The following is a 15,930-nucleotide window of genomic DNA, read 5'->3' as shown; positions in this document are numbered from 1 at the left end:
GGTAAAACCTCTTCTCTGAGGCTCTACATCTCGTTCCACTTCACGCTTCCCTTCATTTTGAACTATTCGGTCTTTCCGAATAGTTGCTTCCTCTGATACAATTCTGCAATCGCCTTATGACTCATCCAAACAGTGCCGCTATCAAGTTTAACATCTATTTTGGTTTTCCCATCTTCTGTCTGATAAATTAAAATGTCTGTACCTCTTGTACCGGTACAGTTATGGTTTTTTTACATTGTAACAATTTCCGTCGACGGTTACGATAACGATAAAGTCGAACGACAACAATGGAGGTTTTCCGATGTCATCAACACAAAAAGCGTATACCGCGGCGCTGCTCTATACGATCATCATTGGGTTCTCATTCATGTTTGTAAAAGTAGCCCTGACAGCAGCCAGCCCAATCGATACATTAGCTCACCGGTTCACTCTAGCCTTACTTGCAGCTTCTATCCCGCTCCTGATGAAAAAAGTCAAATTCACTATGAAGTGGAAGGATTTTCTTTCCATATTGCCGCTGGCTCTCCTCTATCCAACCATTTTTTTTGCATTTCAAGTCTTTGGGCTCACCTTTTCTTCTTCCTCTGAAGCAGGAATTATTCAAGCCAGTATTCCAGTTTTCACTTTAGTGTTAGCCTCATTTTTGTTAGGCGAGACTTCAACGCTTCAACAAAAGCTGGCTACCTTTATATCAACAGTCGGGGTTGTATATATTTTTGCCATGAAAGGCTTTAATTTGACCGGTTCAAGCTTTATTGGCTCCATTCTTATTCTCCTGTCGGCCATATCGGCTGCCAGTTACAATGTGCTCGCCAGAAAGCTTACCAAGAAGTATTCCTTGTACGAACTAACCTATGTCATGCTGCTAATCGGCTTTATTGCGTTCAATGCCGCTGCGCTCGTTCAACATCAGGCGGCGAATACATTAACCAGCTTTTTTCAACCCTTTACTAACTCCAGCTTTGTACTGTCTATTCTATTTTTAGGGGTTCTTTCGTCTTTTGGTACAGCATTGCTATCCAATTATGCTTTATCCATCCTGAAAGCCTCACAAATGAGTGTCTTCAGTAATTTAGCTACTTTAATGACTATGGTTGCCGGGGTATTATTTTTGAATGAGCAGCTTCATTATTTTCATATTATTGGTGCCATTCTGATTATCGGCGGTGTTATTAGTACCCAGGTTAATTTCAAGAAGAATAAGCAAACTATGCTGAAGGAGAAATAGAAGTAACTCGAATAGGAGCCTACAGCTATGCGCTGGACAAACTATATATTGTTACTTGGAATCGGATTAATCTGGGGTTCTCAATTTTTCTTTGTAAAAATCGTTATCGACAACATACAGCCACTTACGCTGGCTGCATATAAGGCCCTTTTCGGCGCAGCCACTTTAGGTGTTCTATCCTTCTTTGTTAAGAATCGATCTAGCCAGAACAAGTCTAATCCGTTTAATAAACGATGGTTGATTTATCTTTGGATTGCATTATTGGAAGCCGTGATTCCTTTTTTCTTAATCGGTTGGGGGCAGCAGCGGATCACTAGCAGTCTGACGGCTATTCTCATGGGGACGGTGCCTATTTTCACCATTTTGTTGGCAGCTGTTTTTGTTAAGAAAGAAAAAATAAACGCCTTAAAATGGATTAGTGTTATATTCGGATTTATTGGAATTCTACTCTTAATCGCACCGGATATTTCTTTTAAAGCAATCAATCTCAATGTATTGGGGATATTAGCTGTTTTAGGGGCTGCACTTAGCTTCGCCGGATCGTTAATTTTATTAAACCGACTGCCTTCAATTTCACCTATTATAGCTATGAGGAATGTGTTGTCGATTGCAGCGGTTTTATTGATTCCTTTGGCCTTTATATTTGAAAATCCTATGGAAGTAAATTTACGTTCTCAGCAGTGGATTGCCCTAATCATTCTTGGCGTTTTCCACGCAGGTATTGTCTATATGCTCTACAACATCCTTATCAACAGAACGGGTGCTATATTTACATCGCTCAACAATTACTTGGTTCCTCTTTTCGGAGTTATTCTGGGAACATTATTTCTAAATGAGCATTTGTCCCTAATGGATAATGTATCACTATTTATTATTTTTATTTCTTTAGGAATAGGCGGGATCAACTTGCGTAAAGGGAATTCAACTTGATTCCCAAGGACTATACCCATACCTATGAGAATAGGGAATAAATAAAGCGGAATAGCACAACAGGCTGCCGGGCGACGGCAGCCTGTTTTAGTTAATTAATTAACCGGCTATCGCCGTCCTTGGCGGTGAAGCAAGTTTCTTCCCTGATTACTCTCAGTGAGCCGAAGGAGCCGCTTTCTCCCCTTTTTGAAGCTGATACATCTTGTAGTATCGACCTTCCATCGCCATAAGCGCATCATGGTTGCCTCGCTCCACAATCTCTCCGCGATGCAGGACAAGAATCTGATCTGCATCCCGAATGGTAGACAGTCGATGCGCGATGACTAAGGTCGTTCGGCCTTCACTAACCACCTGCAGCGCTTGCTGGATCAAGCCTTCCGTCTCACTGTCAATGCTCGCAGTTGCCTCATCCAAGATGAGAATAGACGGATCAAATGCTAATGCTCTGGCAAAAGAAATCAACTGCCGCTGACCCGAGGACAGCGTGCTTCCGCGTTCCACCACCTGCTCGTCATACCCATTAGGCAGCTGCTCGATGAAGGTTGCCGCGCCCACATCTTGAAGTGCCCTTTTGACCTGATCTAGTGAAATCTCTTTGTTATAGAGACTTACGTTGAATTTGATATCTCCGGCGAACAAGTAGGGATCTTGAAGAACAATCCCCATATGTTTGCGCAGCGCTTGCTTCGAGAATGTCGAGATATCCCGACCATCAATCGTAATTAGACCTTGATCTGGTTCATAGAAACCGAGCAGCAGATTAATGATCGAGCTCTTACCCGATCCGGTATGACCCACTAACGCAACCGTCTCGCCCTTGCGGACTTCGAAGGAAATGCCCTTCAGTACATTGTCACCTGCTTTATAGGCAAACGTTACGTTGTCGAATTTCACGATACCATCCGGCTTCACCACATCCGTAGTTTCCTCGACCTCAGCGCCTTCCAAATCCATAATGGCAAACACCTTTTCCGCAGAAACAAACGCACGCTGCGCATTCGTCAATTGATCAAAGATCCCAATGATGGGCTGAAAAATCCGCCCCAAATAATCAATGAACGCGTAAAACACACCATACGAAATGACCGTTTGCAGAGAGTTCCGGCCAAAATACCAGATAACATAGGCGGTGACCAAGCTTCCTATGGTACCTACGATATTCCGGGATGATAAGGAAAAGATCCGGAATTGCTTAATTTGATTAACATACCGATCCTCATTGAGCACTTCGAACTCATCCAGCGTCACTTTCTCCCTGCGGAAGGCTTGAATGATCGGCATGACGACAATCGATTCATTAATCATCGCATTCATATCACTAAGCCGGGCACGCATAATGGTGATGTAGATCTTCGAGTACTTGAGATGAATAACCATAATAACAGCGAACAAGGGCGGCAGCAGTAAGGAAAATAGCGCGAGCCTTGCATCCAAGATAAACAGCGCTATGAAAATACCGGATAGCTGTACCAAGCTTACGACGAAGGTTGCCATGAAGCTCATGAACAGATCCCGAACAGCTTCCGTATCATTCGCGATTCTCGAAACTACCTGTCCAATCGGCGTATTATCGAAGTACCGCAGCGGTATACGCTGAATATGCCGCATGAGGTCCATCCGCATATTCTTAATAATTTGAAGCGCCGTGGATTGCAGCATGTAGGCTTGCGTGAAATTGCTGATACTGGCGATAAGGAGAAGTCCCATATACAGGGCAAGCAGCCAAAGCACGGCTGCGATATCATTCCCTCCACCAGACAAATGCTTATCGATAATGGTCTTTGTAATATAAGGTCCGCCGAGCTCGGCGCCTACCGCACAGCAAAGAATGAGCAGCGAGCCGATAATTCGGAATTTATAGACGAGCGCATACGCGAGTAATCGTCTCGTCGTGGACGGCTTGGATACCATTTGGTTATGCCCTCCTAAAAGTTTTTGCGTGGCTCTGCCTAGGGATACCATGGTTCTTGGTATCCTTAAGCAAAAACTACTTCGAAAGCATAGGCTAAGTTTTTGCGCGGCTCTGCCTAGGGATACCGTGGTTCTTGGTATCCTTAAGCGAAAACTGCTTCGAAAGCATATGCTAAGTTTTTGCGCGGCTCTGCCTAAATTTGCAGCATGGTGCGTAAAAGCCCGCTGCGCGGACGGATCATTCTTACGATCGCTGTTGTCTCCTTATTTCTTTGATTCTATCCCTTAGGGTAGAAATCAGGAGACAAAGGCGAACGCTATCGCTTCTTCAGAACGATTCCGCCCGCTGCGCTATGTTTTTCGTAATGACAACCACTGATTATGGTTTAGAGCCCAGAAACATAGGCTAAGTTTTTGTTACACCAATCTACTCCTCAAGACTCGCTTCCATTTGCTGATGGTCCCATTGCTCCTTGTACCAGCCACCGAAGAGCATCAGGTCATCATGCGTGCCTTCTTCCAGAATCCGTCCTTCACTGAGGACCAGAATCCAATTGGCATGGCTGACGGCGGAGAGGCGATGCGTTGAGATCAAAGTCGTCTTGCCCGCACGCTCTAATCGGATATGATGCAGGATGCGGCTCTCCGTACGTGCATCCACCGCAGACAAGGAGTCGTCCAGCAGCAGAATTTCGGAGTCAATGAGCAGCGCGCGTGCGATCGCTAATCGCTGCTTTTGCCCACCGGACAGCATGACGCCATTTTCACCGACAATCGTCTCCAGCCCCTCCGGCATTTGATCAATATCCTGCGTGAAAGCTGCCATTTCGACTGCCCGAGCAATTTCCTCTGGCGTGGCTCCTGGCTTACCGAGCGCGATATTATCGCGAATCGACTTGGACAACAGCAAATGCTCCTGAGGAACGTAGGCCACCCAACGTTTCATTTGATCGATGGCAATTTGCTCAACGGGAATATCGGATATGAGGAGCTTGTCGCGTTCAACCGGATATTGACGGAGCAGCTGCTTGAGCAGCGTGCTCTTCCCGCTTCCCGTTCTACCGACAATCCCCAGCGTCTCCCCTCGTTCTAATCGGAAGGAAATGTGATCCAGACTAGACTGATTAGCGGTCGGATAAGTGAAGGTTAACCCCTTCATTTCTATAGAGGTAGGCAGATCTATCGCAATAGGCGATGCCGCATCTTCCAAATCCGCTTTCTGAGTAAGTGCTGTTTCAAGGCGGTCTGCTGATGCGCTTCCGCGTTGAAGGACGTTAATAAACTCACCGAAGGAAATCATCGGCCAAATCAGCATGCCTAGATAAATGTTAAAGGAAATCAGCTGACCTAGCGTAATTTTATTGTGAAAAACAAGATAGGCGCCATAACCAATGCCAATCGAGTAGCTGACGCCAACAATCAATGAAATGATTGGCTGGAAGAGTGCATTCAAGATGGATACCCGTTTGTTCTTATCCATAACCTCGGTGGTCATCGCATCAAAAGCATGAAGGTCATGATTCTCCTGTACATAAGAACGAATGACGCGGATGCCGGAGATCGACTCCAGTGCATGCTCATTCATTTTGCCGAAGGAAGCTTGAGCCGCAAGAAACCGGGTACGCACTTTTTTCCCTAACTTGCTAATTACCAACACTAGAAAAGGCAGCGGAATGAGCGCGGCTAACATCAATTTGAAGCTAATAAAGGAAACCATCATGATAATGACAACCGAAGCGCCAACCAGCGTATTCACAAGAGTCATAACACCATAACCGGACGTTTGCCCAATGGCTAAGATATCATTGGTGGCAAGCGCCATAAGCTGCCCTGTACTATTACGCTGGAAGAACGCGGGTGTCATTCTCGTCAAATGCGCGAGCAATCGCCCTCTCAGCAGCTTCTCCACCAGTGCAGAGTTACCGAACAAGGTCGTAATCCATACATACACCATTCCATATAACAGCAAGGAAAGACCTACGAGCAGTAGAACGGTATTGTTCAAGCCTGAGGCTGTCAAATCCCCTTTACGAATATGATCAATCGTATTGCCGATCAATTTGGGCGGTATCGTTGTTAATACGCTAACAGCTGACATGAAACTAATTGCCAACACATAGCTGCCCCATCTTTGTTGAAAAAACCATTTTAACCGAATAACAAAAGACAACTTCAAACACCCCTTCCTCCCATTAAAATAGGCACAATTCTGATTTTACAGTTAGTTCCTGCACAAGTCCATGTCACAAAAAAAAGAAACGGTATTGGCCCCGCCACTTAAGCTGGTAGCTCACAAAAATAAGCAAAGAAGGTGGCTCCGCACTAGGCAAATGTCGGCCATCTTTGCTCCTACTGTTCCCACGTTCTGATTATCCACTATATCTGCATGATAAGGATGTGATATACAAATGCCATTTGCTAAATAAGAAAGAAACCATCTAGAACTTTCTCTATTTCTATCTGAAAGGTTCATTTATGCTTGCTTTACAAGTAACGGTAATCTCCACGTCTATAAAAACTTTATGATCAAGGAGGAATACATAATGAACGCAAGGATTCCAACTGAAATCCAGCCTCTGATTAGTGATTTTAAGGATTTGCTTCAATCCAAGCTGCCCAATGCTGTATTGGGCTTCTATCTTCAAGGATCCATTGCCCTTCGCGGGTTTAACAAGAAACGGAGTGATATTGATTTCCTCATTGTAGTAAACCATGAATTAACAGCAGGTGAACTTTCGATCATTCGGGATATTCATGAGGAGCTCAAGCAAAAACACGAGTACTATATGGTAATGGAAGGACAATACACCACCCTAGGCCATCTTGATAAGACAATTAAAAAACCGCAGGAACTCTATCCTAACTATTTCTACGGGGAATATATGGGGCTGAGGAATGGATGGATTGATCCTACTTCTCTGTGGATTACCAAGTACCATGGCATTTCCGTTCTTGGACCGGATGTTAACGAAATAAACATACAAGTGGATTGGGACGATCTTCTTCTTGCTATGAAATATAACCTGCACAGCTACTGGACGGATAAAGTGAAGGATTATACCATCTTCTTGCAGGATGATTGGGTTGTAGATACCGTTCTAACACTCGGTCGTATTCTCTATACGCTGCAAAATAAAGAAATGATTACAAAAGAACAAGGCGGTTATTATCTGTTAGCTGTCATGACAAATGAATGGCACTCGCTCATTAATGAAGCCCTGCGAATTAGAGAAGGCTCGGAGCTTGAGATGGGCTTTGAATCCATCGAGGAACGTGCTCTCCACACACTGCGTTTTGTACTTCATATCATTGATCTTTGTAATGAAAAATATCAACTACGTACAACGTGAGGTGCTGCATGATTTTTTATTTTCGCGAGGATAATCATATCGACTTATTTGTTCCCAGAGAGAAACAAAAGCGAGCTGGGTAGACGAAGTGGACCATTTAATCGAGCGACTTATAGGATAAAGGAAAAGTACCTCTCGCACCTCTTATGCTAATCGCTGCCAACTGGCAGCCTTTTTTGCTTTGACAGTCAGCTATCCGTAATTAGACTGATCTTGAAGAGCAAATAAATTTAGAACTCATAATTCCTGATTATGGTAAAATACTCTCAAGCCAAAAGCCAGTCCAATCCATAAATCGTGTTTTCACTTCGGGCCACTTTTTGGCCCTCACTCCATTAAAGGGGATCTTAATTTGATAAACTCTCCAATTAATTTTTATCGAAGACCGAAGTGGTTTACAAAAAGAATCAATTTAATAAGAATTTGTCTAATTATTCTTTGCTTGCTCGTTGAATCCTATATTAGATACTTTCTCTCAACCGATGAGCGTAGTGTTTTACTAGGTGAGGTTCCTATTCATTTTTTAATGCTGTTTATAACAACTTTTATTCCATCCATGATGAAGTCAAATTTAAAGAATGTTAACAAAGCATTAGAAATATTTTCAATTAAATTCTTTGGGGGTCTACTGTTTTTATGTCTGTTGTTTTGGTCAGTCAATGGCATAATAAATAACATTATTGATTCTAATCGTGGTCCAATAACTCGTGAAGTTATTATAAACAATATCGAGCATAATTCTAAAGGATTTGATCATGTTGATACAGATCTCGGAGGATTCCAGTTAATAAGAGAAATAGAAGAAGTGAATATCCATAAAAAATATAGGGTGAAAATCTTTACAAAAAGCGAAATATTAATCGTTATTAAACAATTATAATCCACGCAATTCGCCCCAAAGACACAGAAAAGCTATCGAGGATCAATTGCATTGAAAGGAGAACAGAGAGTCATATGAAATGTATTTTATTTGATCTGGACGGTACGATTCAGGATAGCGAGAAATTGGCGACCGAAGCCAATAGATTGGGCTTCCGCACGATATTAGGTCGGGAGGCGACCACTGAGGAGCTTGAGCAGCTTGTGGGGAAGCCCATAGCAAAGTTCACCAGATTATATTTTCGACACCCCCCAATCTTTTTAGGATTTCATTTATGGAGGCTGAAATATGGATTTCCACTTAAATACGGCCATCATTCAACTTCTAACAATGATTATGGTCATTGTAGTAATTGTATGGATTATTAAATTTGCTAGGAAAAAATAATGCACCGTGTAAGTTGAATGCAATGCCAGTAGTCGATCTTTAATAATGCTCATCTTTGCTTTTTTTCCTAATAACCGCTATGGTTTGAGAGGACGTTATACTATGAAACAGAGGATGGGACTAGATTGGATACTAGCCGAAAACCGGCATTTATATATACGTATGCCTGTCGTAAGGACGAGGTTTCCTTATGCGATTTGGAGATGCGTTCTTTCTTTGGGTTCGAGGCTTCTCAGCAAATTTTTAAAAGCACGATCCAGATTGATCCGAGCCGAAGCCCCTTTATTCGCGAGCGAATTGATGTCATGTACGAAGGAGACACGCTGGAGGAGATTTATGACCAGGTCGATCAAGTACAGGTAGGGGATGCGACGTTCAGAGTTTTATTCATCAAAACCAATGACTTGGATATAACAGACAAAGTCGTATATGTGAACCGCCGTGGAATTGAGCGGGAGATTGGGCTGCGCATTGAAGGCGAGGCGGACATTCAAAGTCCGGAGCTGCTCTTCGGCATTGTTCCCTTGGGTGGACGCTGGTACTTCGGTAATTATCATAAGAACAAGGCCACTTGGTTTCATCACATGCAGAAGCCGCGTAACTATTCCATTGCCCTCACGACACGAATAGCTAGAGCAGCTGCCAATATTGCTGTTCCTGATCCAACAGGAATTAAAGTCATTGATCCTTGCTGCGGAATTGGGACTGTGCTTGTAGAAGCCCTCTCTATGGGCATCGACATCGTCGGACGCGATATCAATCCGTTCATCGCCCGCGGTGCTCGTGAGAATATTGCCCATTTCGGCTTCGAATGCGAGGTCACATTGGGTGCGATTGAGGATATAACAAGCACTTATGATGTAGCGATCATTGATATGCCTTATAACCTGTTCTCGACGAGTACAACAGCAGAGCAGGATTCAATTCTTCAGCATGCTCGCCGGATCGCCAGCAAGGTTATCATCATTACGATCGAAACGATTGATGACAGAGTTGCAAGCGCTGGCTTCACCATTACAGATCGTTGTATAGCAAAGAAAGGGAATTTCTCTCGGCAAATTCTTGTTTGTACGTAGATGAGGACAGAGCGATAGCCCCTAGGCTACCGCTCTTCTTCATTGTTCTTCTTTACACACCAGGTTGTCATGCAGCGCTGCCCGGCTACTTGAATTCCGATAACACGGTCATGGTGCATATCCTGCGTGATAGAATGGAGGAACATCCAAGAAAACCACAATATATCAAAACGGTTTGGGGAGTGGGATATAAAATTGATAAATAAACTATTTCGCCTGATAAGCGGTAAAAAAAGCATCCGGGTCGAGATGTTTTGGGCGTTTGTTTTTAGTTTTATTATTGCAGTTGTTTCCATGTTTGTCGTCTCGAATTTTAATCAAACTTATGTGCCGACTATTTTTTTTGTGGCTACATTCATCTTTTCTTTTTATTTGCTAACCGGCCGCGTGGTCAGATACCTCATTGCTTTAGCAGATGGACTCCATATCATTTCAGAAGGAAATTTGGATTACCGCGTACCTATACTGCGAGAAGATGAACTTGGGCGAGTAGCACTAAGCATTAATGCGATGACTGAACGATTAGATCGACAGATTCAAAGAGAGCGGAAGATTGAAAAATCCAAGATGGACCTAATAACAGGTGTATCCCATGACTTGCGCACGCCCCTTACGAGCATCATTGGTTACTTAGATTTATTAAGAACTAGTTCATTTAAAGATCAGAATGAGTATGAACGATTTGTTCAAAACACATATAGCAAAGCCATTCATTTAAAAAAGCTCATAGATGATTTGTTTGAATACACTCGTCTTACATCTAGCAGCATTAAATTAAACCTGAAACAAATTGATGTTCATCAGCTGCTTAACCAAATGATCTTTGAATTCGAGCCTATTGCTCTGGAAAACAGAGCATCCATTGACAAAGATATGGGCAATACCGCTGTTGTTACGGCAATTGATAACGAAAAATTCGCGAGAGCCATCGATAATTTGCTGATGAATGCGCTCAAGTATTCCATTAAGCCGGGCACAATCCGCATCTCCATGAAAACGGATGAACAGTTTTTTTACATTACGGTCGAAAATGAAGGAACACCCATCACAAAAGATCAAGAGGAAAAACTTTTTGACCGTTTTTATAAAGGCGATCACTCGCGGCGCAGCGAAGATATCCAAACGGGTACCGGTTTAGGTCTTTCGATCACCAGAAGCATTGTTGAACTGCACGAAGGAACGGTAACGCTTACACATAATGACGGGATTTTCGTCTTTATAATTACGGTCCCCTTCAGAAATTCTTTAGTTCTATCCCCATAGGTCGATATCGCCAAACTGCTCCATTAGCGGATTCATGTTTGTCCAGCCCACTCTCAAATTTCATAAGGTATTTGTTCTATGATTATTTTATCAAATAAGGAGCTTGAATACCTGTTCGTGAAAATCTGCTGCTCACATGCATACTTCATTAGAAGTTGGCGAAATTAATGAGATCTGTGGTAGAGAGAATGGGGGGATCGGAATGCGCTTTGATTGCATTATTATTGGCGGAGGCATTGCGGGGCTTCAAGCCGCTATCCAGCTAGGCAGGTACGCTATGCACAGTGTGCTGGTCATCGATTCTTCGGATGGCCGCTCTTCGATTTGCTTAAGCTATCGAAACCTGCTCGGTTACCCAGAGGGTGTCTCAGGGATGGATCTGAGGAGAATCGGCATGAACCAAGCTTCATCTTACGGCGTACAGTTCACGCAGGATAAGGTAATAAACGCTCAATCGATGCAAGATGGATCCTTTCTCATCCATGGGGACAAAGATAACTCAACTTATGAGGCAGCTACGCTTTTGCTAGCAACAGGGGTCATGGACCGATTCCCCGAACTTCCAGGCTTACGGGAATGCTTGGGGCTCACCGTATTTGTCTGTCCGGATTGCGACGGCTTCAAGGTGAAAGATCGCGCGACGCTCGTTCTAGGCTCGGGTGATACTGGAGCCAACATGGCGCTTACGCTTCGTGCTTGGACGAGTTATTTGCTGTATATCAACCACGAGCATACGGTGAAATCGGTCAGCTCAGAGCTTTTGGATGCATTGGAGAATGCAGGGATCGGCTATTTAAAGGCGCATATCCAGCACATTTTAGCTGCAAGAGGCTCGATTCAAAGCGTTGTGATGCAAGATGGCCTTCGAATAGATGCAGAGAGAGCCTTTTTGGCCTTCGGAGGGAACGAGGTTCGATCTACTTTGGCCGATCAGCTCGGCGCTCATCTCCACGAGAATATGCATATTTTGACCCATCCTCGCAGCAAAATGACTAGTATTCCAAACTTGTGGGCAGCTGGCGATGTCGCTGTTCATTCGGAACAAGTTACAATTGCTATGGGAGAAGGCTCCCAAGCCGCCATCTGGATACATAAAGCACTTCTGGAGCGTAGAAATGGATAAGAGGACGATCCTAAAGCAAAAACGGCGGATCTAGGTTAGCATCCACCGAGCTTTGCTTAAACTCTACGACTTTACTATAGGAATATAAATCTCCATTACAGCGCCAATTTGGGGATGACACCGCTCATCATAAAACTCAAAATCCACTTTGTCAGACGCAAACTCATAACCGGAGGTTGGGAACCATTTCTCGAAAATAAATCTCCACGTCCCCTCAATTGCCTGAACAAATCCCTTGTCATTATAGTCCGCGGGCGGCGTTGTGAATACCGCGTAGGTCGCCTCCGGTACTTCACCTTGATACAGATACTCCGGCGCGCCTTCAAAGGAATCCGTCTTTACCGCGATCACATAGGTGAACTTGCCTGTCTCCATGTCAGGTGGGAAACAGATACAGAACTCGCCATGTTCCTTGGGCTGAATCATTTCATACAGCTTCGCTTCAAGTCCCTCCACATTAAAATGGTCCCAAAAAGCCGGAATATCCCGCTTCCTTCGATTGTCTTCTAACGTTGTTTCTAGGGCGTATCCAATTACCTTGAAGCTTGGTTTGGTTATGATTTTAGGTTCCAGAATAATGCCTCCTGATAAATTAAATTGTTTTAACAGCATAAGATCCACTTTGCTTGGGATGTTGCCAGTTGCGTGAATGCGATATTGCTCTGGCGAGCAACCGTACACTTTACGAAATGCTTTGCCAAATCCGCTATGGGACTCAAACCCATATTCCATCGCAATATCTATAATGCGTTTGCTTCCGGATAATTCAGTTACCGCATGTTCAAGCCGTCTTCTACGGACGTACTCCATCACCGGCATCCCAACGTAAGCATTAAATAGTCGATAATAATGATACGCGGAGAAGCCTGCGATCTCGGCCAGACACTCTACGGTTATTCGTTCCTTGAGATGCTCCTCAATATAATCAATACTCTTCTGATAACTCTCGATGTAAGCTATAGCGCTCCACCTCCCGATCGGTAACTTGATTGTAGCATCCCCACCAAAGGTAATCTGTTCCAAACTTGCTATGTTACGAACTAACCGTTAACGCGGAGGTATATTAGCGTTCGGTTATGTTCAACGAACTAACCGTTAACGCGGAGGTACAAGCGTTCGGTTATGCTCAACGAACTAACCGTTAACGCGGAGATACTAACGTTCGCCCCCTCCATTTGGGATTCGGCTCGCTCAAAATAAAATTTCAAAAAATTGGAACATTTATTTATATTATAACGTCGTAGTGATTGCTGGTTATAACGATCCAATCGCAAAATGGGAAAAGGAGATGTAATTATGCTAAAGAAACTGTTACTGCTCGCGGGTGTGATGACCCTAATGGGCCAGTCACTAGCTTCCGCCGCAGGAACGACGGAAAGTGTTCCATTGACATTTGCTTATGCTAATCAGACGGGGCAACATTTGAACGTCTCACAAACAACCGATGATAAACCTGCAGCATACACAGAAGCTTACTGCCAGCCTGGCCATGTCCTCACAATCAGCTATGAGAAAACACAGAAAATGGGTGCAGACAGCACGGGGCGAAATACAGCACAAAACTTCTTACAGGATGAAGGCGCAATATTCGGCGTGAACAAAGGAAGAGCAGACGATAATCAGAGCTGTGTCGTCGCCAAGAAGGGGGCCTTCCAAGGCTATACCTTTTATACGTTTGCCCCATCGCCAGCCAAAGGTCAATTAACCGATAAAGTCGTGAAGAAAATCACTAAGCACTATCAGAGAAAAGTGGTTAGACAGGGATTAATCGCAAAGATCGGCAAGGAAACCTCAATTGCACTCGTAGAGTTTCAGCCTAAGGGGAAACATGCGTTAGCCAGTATCGTCCTCGTTTCCCCAAGCGGCATCCTGTATCATGATTTACCGGGTGAAATTGATAAAGATCACTATTCGACTTGGCGGGTTGACGATGGTGGAGAGATTCTTCCTGAGCACTTTCGTTTCATGTTCGCCGCTCATTCGAAGCAAGGCTATGCGCTTGGCTTAGAGTGGTTCGGAGCCGAAGGCAGCTCCCTTTACGTTCTCAAGCAGCAGAAGGACCAGCTCGTACCTGTCGCGCATGGCGCACGGTATACATCTCCATTATAAGAAGAATCTCCAATTAACAAGGAACCGCACGACGTATCTTGATACGCCATGTGGTTTTTTATTTCCCTTCCAATTTGGCAAGCTGAGGACATATGTCCTTCCCAGAATACCTAGATATATCATTTAATAATAAGGCTCTAAAACATGGAAAGCCGAGGGTATCAATGGACACCCGATTAATCTCCAGATCACGGGTGATGCCTTTGCCAGCGGTTTATTCATACCGATGCCTACACCGATGTATAAGTCGGAGTGGGCATCGGTATATTTATGTTCTTTACACTGGCTGGTTTCATGTGCGCAGAAACTACTCCACGAAAGCTCGAAAAAGAGAATGAATCCGTTAGATACCGTTATGAATTTATATCTTACTTTTCAAACAAAGTACTTAACTTAAAATACTACCTTGACAGTCATAGTAGTATGTCGTATTATACAAATACGGAGGTGATTACATGAGCGAGAACAAAATTACATCCGACTTGCTTCGCGGACATACCGATACGATGATTTTACGGCTCTTATCCGAAGCTGACCGCTACGGGTACGAGATTGTCAAGCTGATTGCCGAGCGCTCGGGCGGCGAGTATGAATTAAAGGAAGCCACGATGTACTCCAGCGTCCGGCGGCTTGAGATAGACGGCGATATCGAGTGGTATTGGGGCGATGAATCTCAGGGCGGACGACGCAAGTATTTTAGGATTACCGAAAAGGGCAAGGGTGCTTACGCCCGCAACAAAAGCAATTGGGAGTATTCTAAGCGCGTGCTAGAAAATTTATTATAAGGAGATTTGATGAGATGAATCAGAAATTGACGAACTATTTGAACGGCGTTTTCACGCCATACGATGGGGTAAAAAGCGTCACCGAATTAAAGGCCGACCTGCTCTCCGATTTGCAGGAGCGATACCGTGAACTCAAAGCCGAGGGCAAAGACGATGAAACAGCGTTTAAGATGACCATTGAGAGCATCGGCGACATCGAGCAAACGATACTGGAGGTCACCAACCTCTCCCGCTCGCTGGAGCGGCAGGTGCTGACAAACTTTAGCGCGAGCAACCTGCCAAAGAGCGACTTTGCGGGCGTTATTGCGCATAAAGGACAATTTAATGCTAGCGCGTTACGCGGTTCCGACTTTGCGGGCGCAGACTTGACCGGCAGCTCGTTTAAGAGCAGCGACGTACGTGAAGCCAATTTTGATGGCGCAAATCTGACTGACTGCAGCCTATCCGCCCTTGACCTTGCGAATGTAAGCTTCAATCAATCGATCCTTGTACGCACTAACTTCAGCAAGTCGGGACTGGACGGAGCAAAATTCACAGGTGTAAAACTGACCGACGTCACGTTCTCCATGACCGACCTTAGAAAAACAATCTTTGAAAACTGTATCTTTGACGGCGTGGAGTTCAAATCTTCCGATCTGGGAGGGCTGTGTTTTGACGGGCAAACCTTTATCGGCGTCAAGTTTGACAAGGCGGCACTGAACGAAGTTTCGTTTAAGGGCGCGACACTCAAGAATGTGTCTTTTCAGGCGTTTTTTTCGTTGACCAATAAGTATTACCGTTCCATCAAAACCATTTGCTTTGACGGCGCAGTCATGGATAAGCTGACCTATGCTGCGCTTAAAGGCATGGGGGCCGATTTGTCCAAGGTTACTGTTCGATAAGGAGGGG

14 protein-coding genes and 1 pseudogene are annotated in these 15,930 nt (G+C 44.3%); 12 read left to right on the top strand and 3 right to left on the bottom strand.

Going from position 1 to position 15,930, the window contains the following annotated elements:
• Window positions 1–301: 301 nt before the first annotated feature.
• Together EKN16_RS24485 and EKN16_RS24480 are read left to right on the top strand one after the other, a co-directional pair.
• Window positions 302–1,228, top strand: coding sequence for a DMT family transporter (locus EKN16_RS24485; protein WP_125663222.1), 927 nt, complete (start codon window positions 302–304; stop codon window positions 1,226–1,228).
• Window positions 1,229–1,255: 27 nt separating this feature from the next.
• The gene (locus tag EKN16_RS24480) at window positions 1,256–2,158 is read left to right on the top strand and encodes a DMT family transporter (protein WP_125663220.1); all 903 of its coding nucleotides are present in this window, start codon (window positions 1,256–1,258) and stop codon (window positions 2,156–2,158) included.
• Between the two features lie 153 nt (window positions 2,159–2,311).
• Here the strand turns inward: EKN16_RS24480 and EKN16_RS24475 are convergent, their stop codons facing one another.
• Both EKN16_RS24475 and EKN16_RS24470 read right to left on the bottom strand, forming a co-directional pair.
• Window positions 2,312–4,069: an ABC transporter ATP-binding protein gene (locus tag EKN16_RS24475; RefSeq protein WP_125663218.1), complete on the bottom strand. Its 1,758-nt coding sequence runs from the start codon at window positions 4,067–4,069 to the stop codon at window positions 2,312–2,314.
• Between the two features lie 427 nt (window positions 4,070–4,496).
• Window positions 4,497–6,239 carry an ABC transporter ATP-binding protein gene (locus tag EKN16_RS24470; protein WP_125666631.1) on the bottom strand — a complete coding sequence of 581 codons (1,743 nt, stop codon included), beginning with the start codon at window positions 6,237–6,239 and terminating at the stop codon, window positions 4,497–4,499.
• A 373-nt stretch (window positions 6,240–6,612) separates the two neighbouring features.
• Here EKN16_RS24470 and EKN16_RS24465 point away from each other — a divergent pair, with 373 nt between their 5' ends.
• The 7 genes and pseudogenes from EKN16_RS24465 (at window position 6,613) to EKN16_RS24435 (ending at window position 12,148) form a co-directional block, all read left to right on the top strand.
• Window positions 6,613–7,419, top strand: a complete 807-nt coding sequence (locus tag EKN16_RS24465; RefSeq protein WP_164522980.1) for an aminoglycoside adenylyltransferase domain-containing protein — start codon at window positions 6,613–6,615, stop codon at window positions 7,417–7,419.
• Between the two features lie 352 nt (window positions 7,420–7,771).
• Window positions 7,772–8,299: a hypothetical protein gene (locus tag EKN16_RS24460; protein WP_183530665.1), complete on the top strand. Its 528-nt coding sequence runs from the start codon at window positions 7,772–7,774 to the stop codon at window positions 8,297–8,299.
• A gap of 74 nt (window positions 8,300–8,373) precedes the next feature.
• On the top strand, window positions 8,374–8,667 hold the full coding sequence (locus EKN16_RS24455; protein WP_125663212.1) for an HAD family hydrolase: 294 nt from the start codon (window positions 8,374–8,376) through the stop codon (window positions 8,665–8,667).
• A 144-nt stretch (window positions 8,668–8,811) separates the two neighbouring features.
• Window positions 8,812–9,762: a TRM11 family SAM-dependent methyltransferase gene (locus EKN16_RS24450; RefSeq protein ID WP_125663210.1), complete on the top strand. Its 951-nt coding sequence runs from the start codon at window positions 8,812–8,814 to the stop codon at window positions 9,760–9,762.
• 86 nt (window positions 9,763–9,848) lie between these two features.
• Window positions 9,849–9,968 (top strand): annotated as a pseudogene (locus tag EKN16_RS24445) (winged helix-turn-helix domain-containing protein); the annotation flags it as partial.
• Window positions 9,958–11,025: a HAMP domain-containing sensor histidine kinase gene (locus EKN16_RS24440; protein ID WP_232015997.1), complete on the top strand. Its 1,068-nt coding sequence runs from the start codon at window positions 9,958–9,960 to the stop codon at window positions 11,023–11,025. The pseudogene EKN16_RS24445 and the gene EKN16_RS24440, both read left to right, overlap by 11 nt.
• A gap of 202 nt (window positions 11,026–11,227) precedes the next feature.
• Window positions 11,228–12,148: an NAD(P)/FAD-dependent oxidoreductase gene (locus EKN16_RS24435; protein WP_125666627.1), complete on the top strand. Its 921-nt coding sequence runs from the start codon at window positions 11,228–11,230 to the stop codon at window positions 12,146–12,148.
• 63 nt (window positions 12,149–12,211) lie between these two features.
• On the opposite strand, the gene EKN16_RS24430 is transcribed toward EKN16_RS24435, so the two are convergent.
• On the bottom strand, window positions 12,212–13,171 hold the full coding sequence (locus EKN16_RS24430; protein ID WP_197719106.1) for an AraC family transcriptional regulator: 960 nt from the start codon (window positions 13,169–13,171) through the stop codon (window positions 12,212–12,214).
• Between the two features lie 273 nt (window positions 13,172–13,444).
• On the opposite strand from EKN16_RS24430, the gene EKN16_RS24425 reads away from it, so the two are divergent.
• From EKN16_RS24425 to EKN16_RS24415, 3 genes are all read left to right on the top strand, one after another.
• A complete protein-coding gene (locus EKN16_RS24425) occupies window positions 13,445–14,257 on the top strand; it encodes a hypothetical protein (RefSeq protein ID WP_125663208.1) in 813 nt (270 codons plus the stop codon).
• A gap of 455 nt (window positions 14,258–14,712) precedes the next feature.
• Window positions 14,713–15,042, top strand: a complete 330-nt coding sequence (locus EKN16_RS24420) for a PadR family transcriptional regulator (RefSeq protein WP_125663206.1) — start codon at window positions 14,713–14,715, stop codon at window positions 15,040–15,042.
• Window positions 15,043–15,056: 14 nt separating this feature from the next.
• Window positions 15,057–15,923 carry a pentapeptide repeat-containing protein gene (locus EKN16_RS24415; RefSeq protein WP_125663204.1) on the top strand — a complete coding sequence of 289 codons (867 nt, stop codon included), beginning with the start codon at window positions 15,057–15,059 and terminating at the stop codon, window positions 15,921–15,923.
• The last annotated feature ends 7 nt before the right edge of the window (window positions 15,924–15,930 follow it).

Origin of the sequence: Paenibacillus baekrokdamisoli, assembly GCF_003945345.1 — a bacterium.
GTDB classification, from domain to species: domain Bacteria; phylum Bacillota; class Bacilli; order Paenibacillales; family Paenibacillaceae; genus Paenibacillus_Z; species Paenibacillus_Z baekrokdamisoli.
Note: the sequence above shows the minus strand (reverse complement) of the source record. Positions and strands in the feature narration are given on the sequence as shown.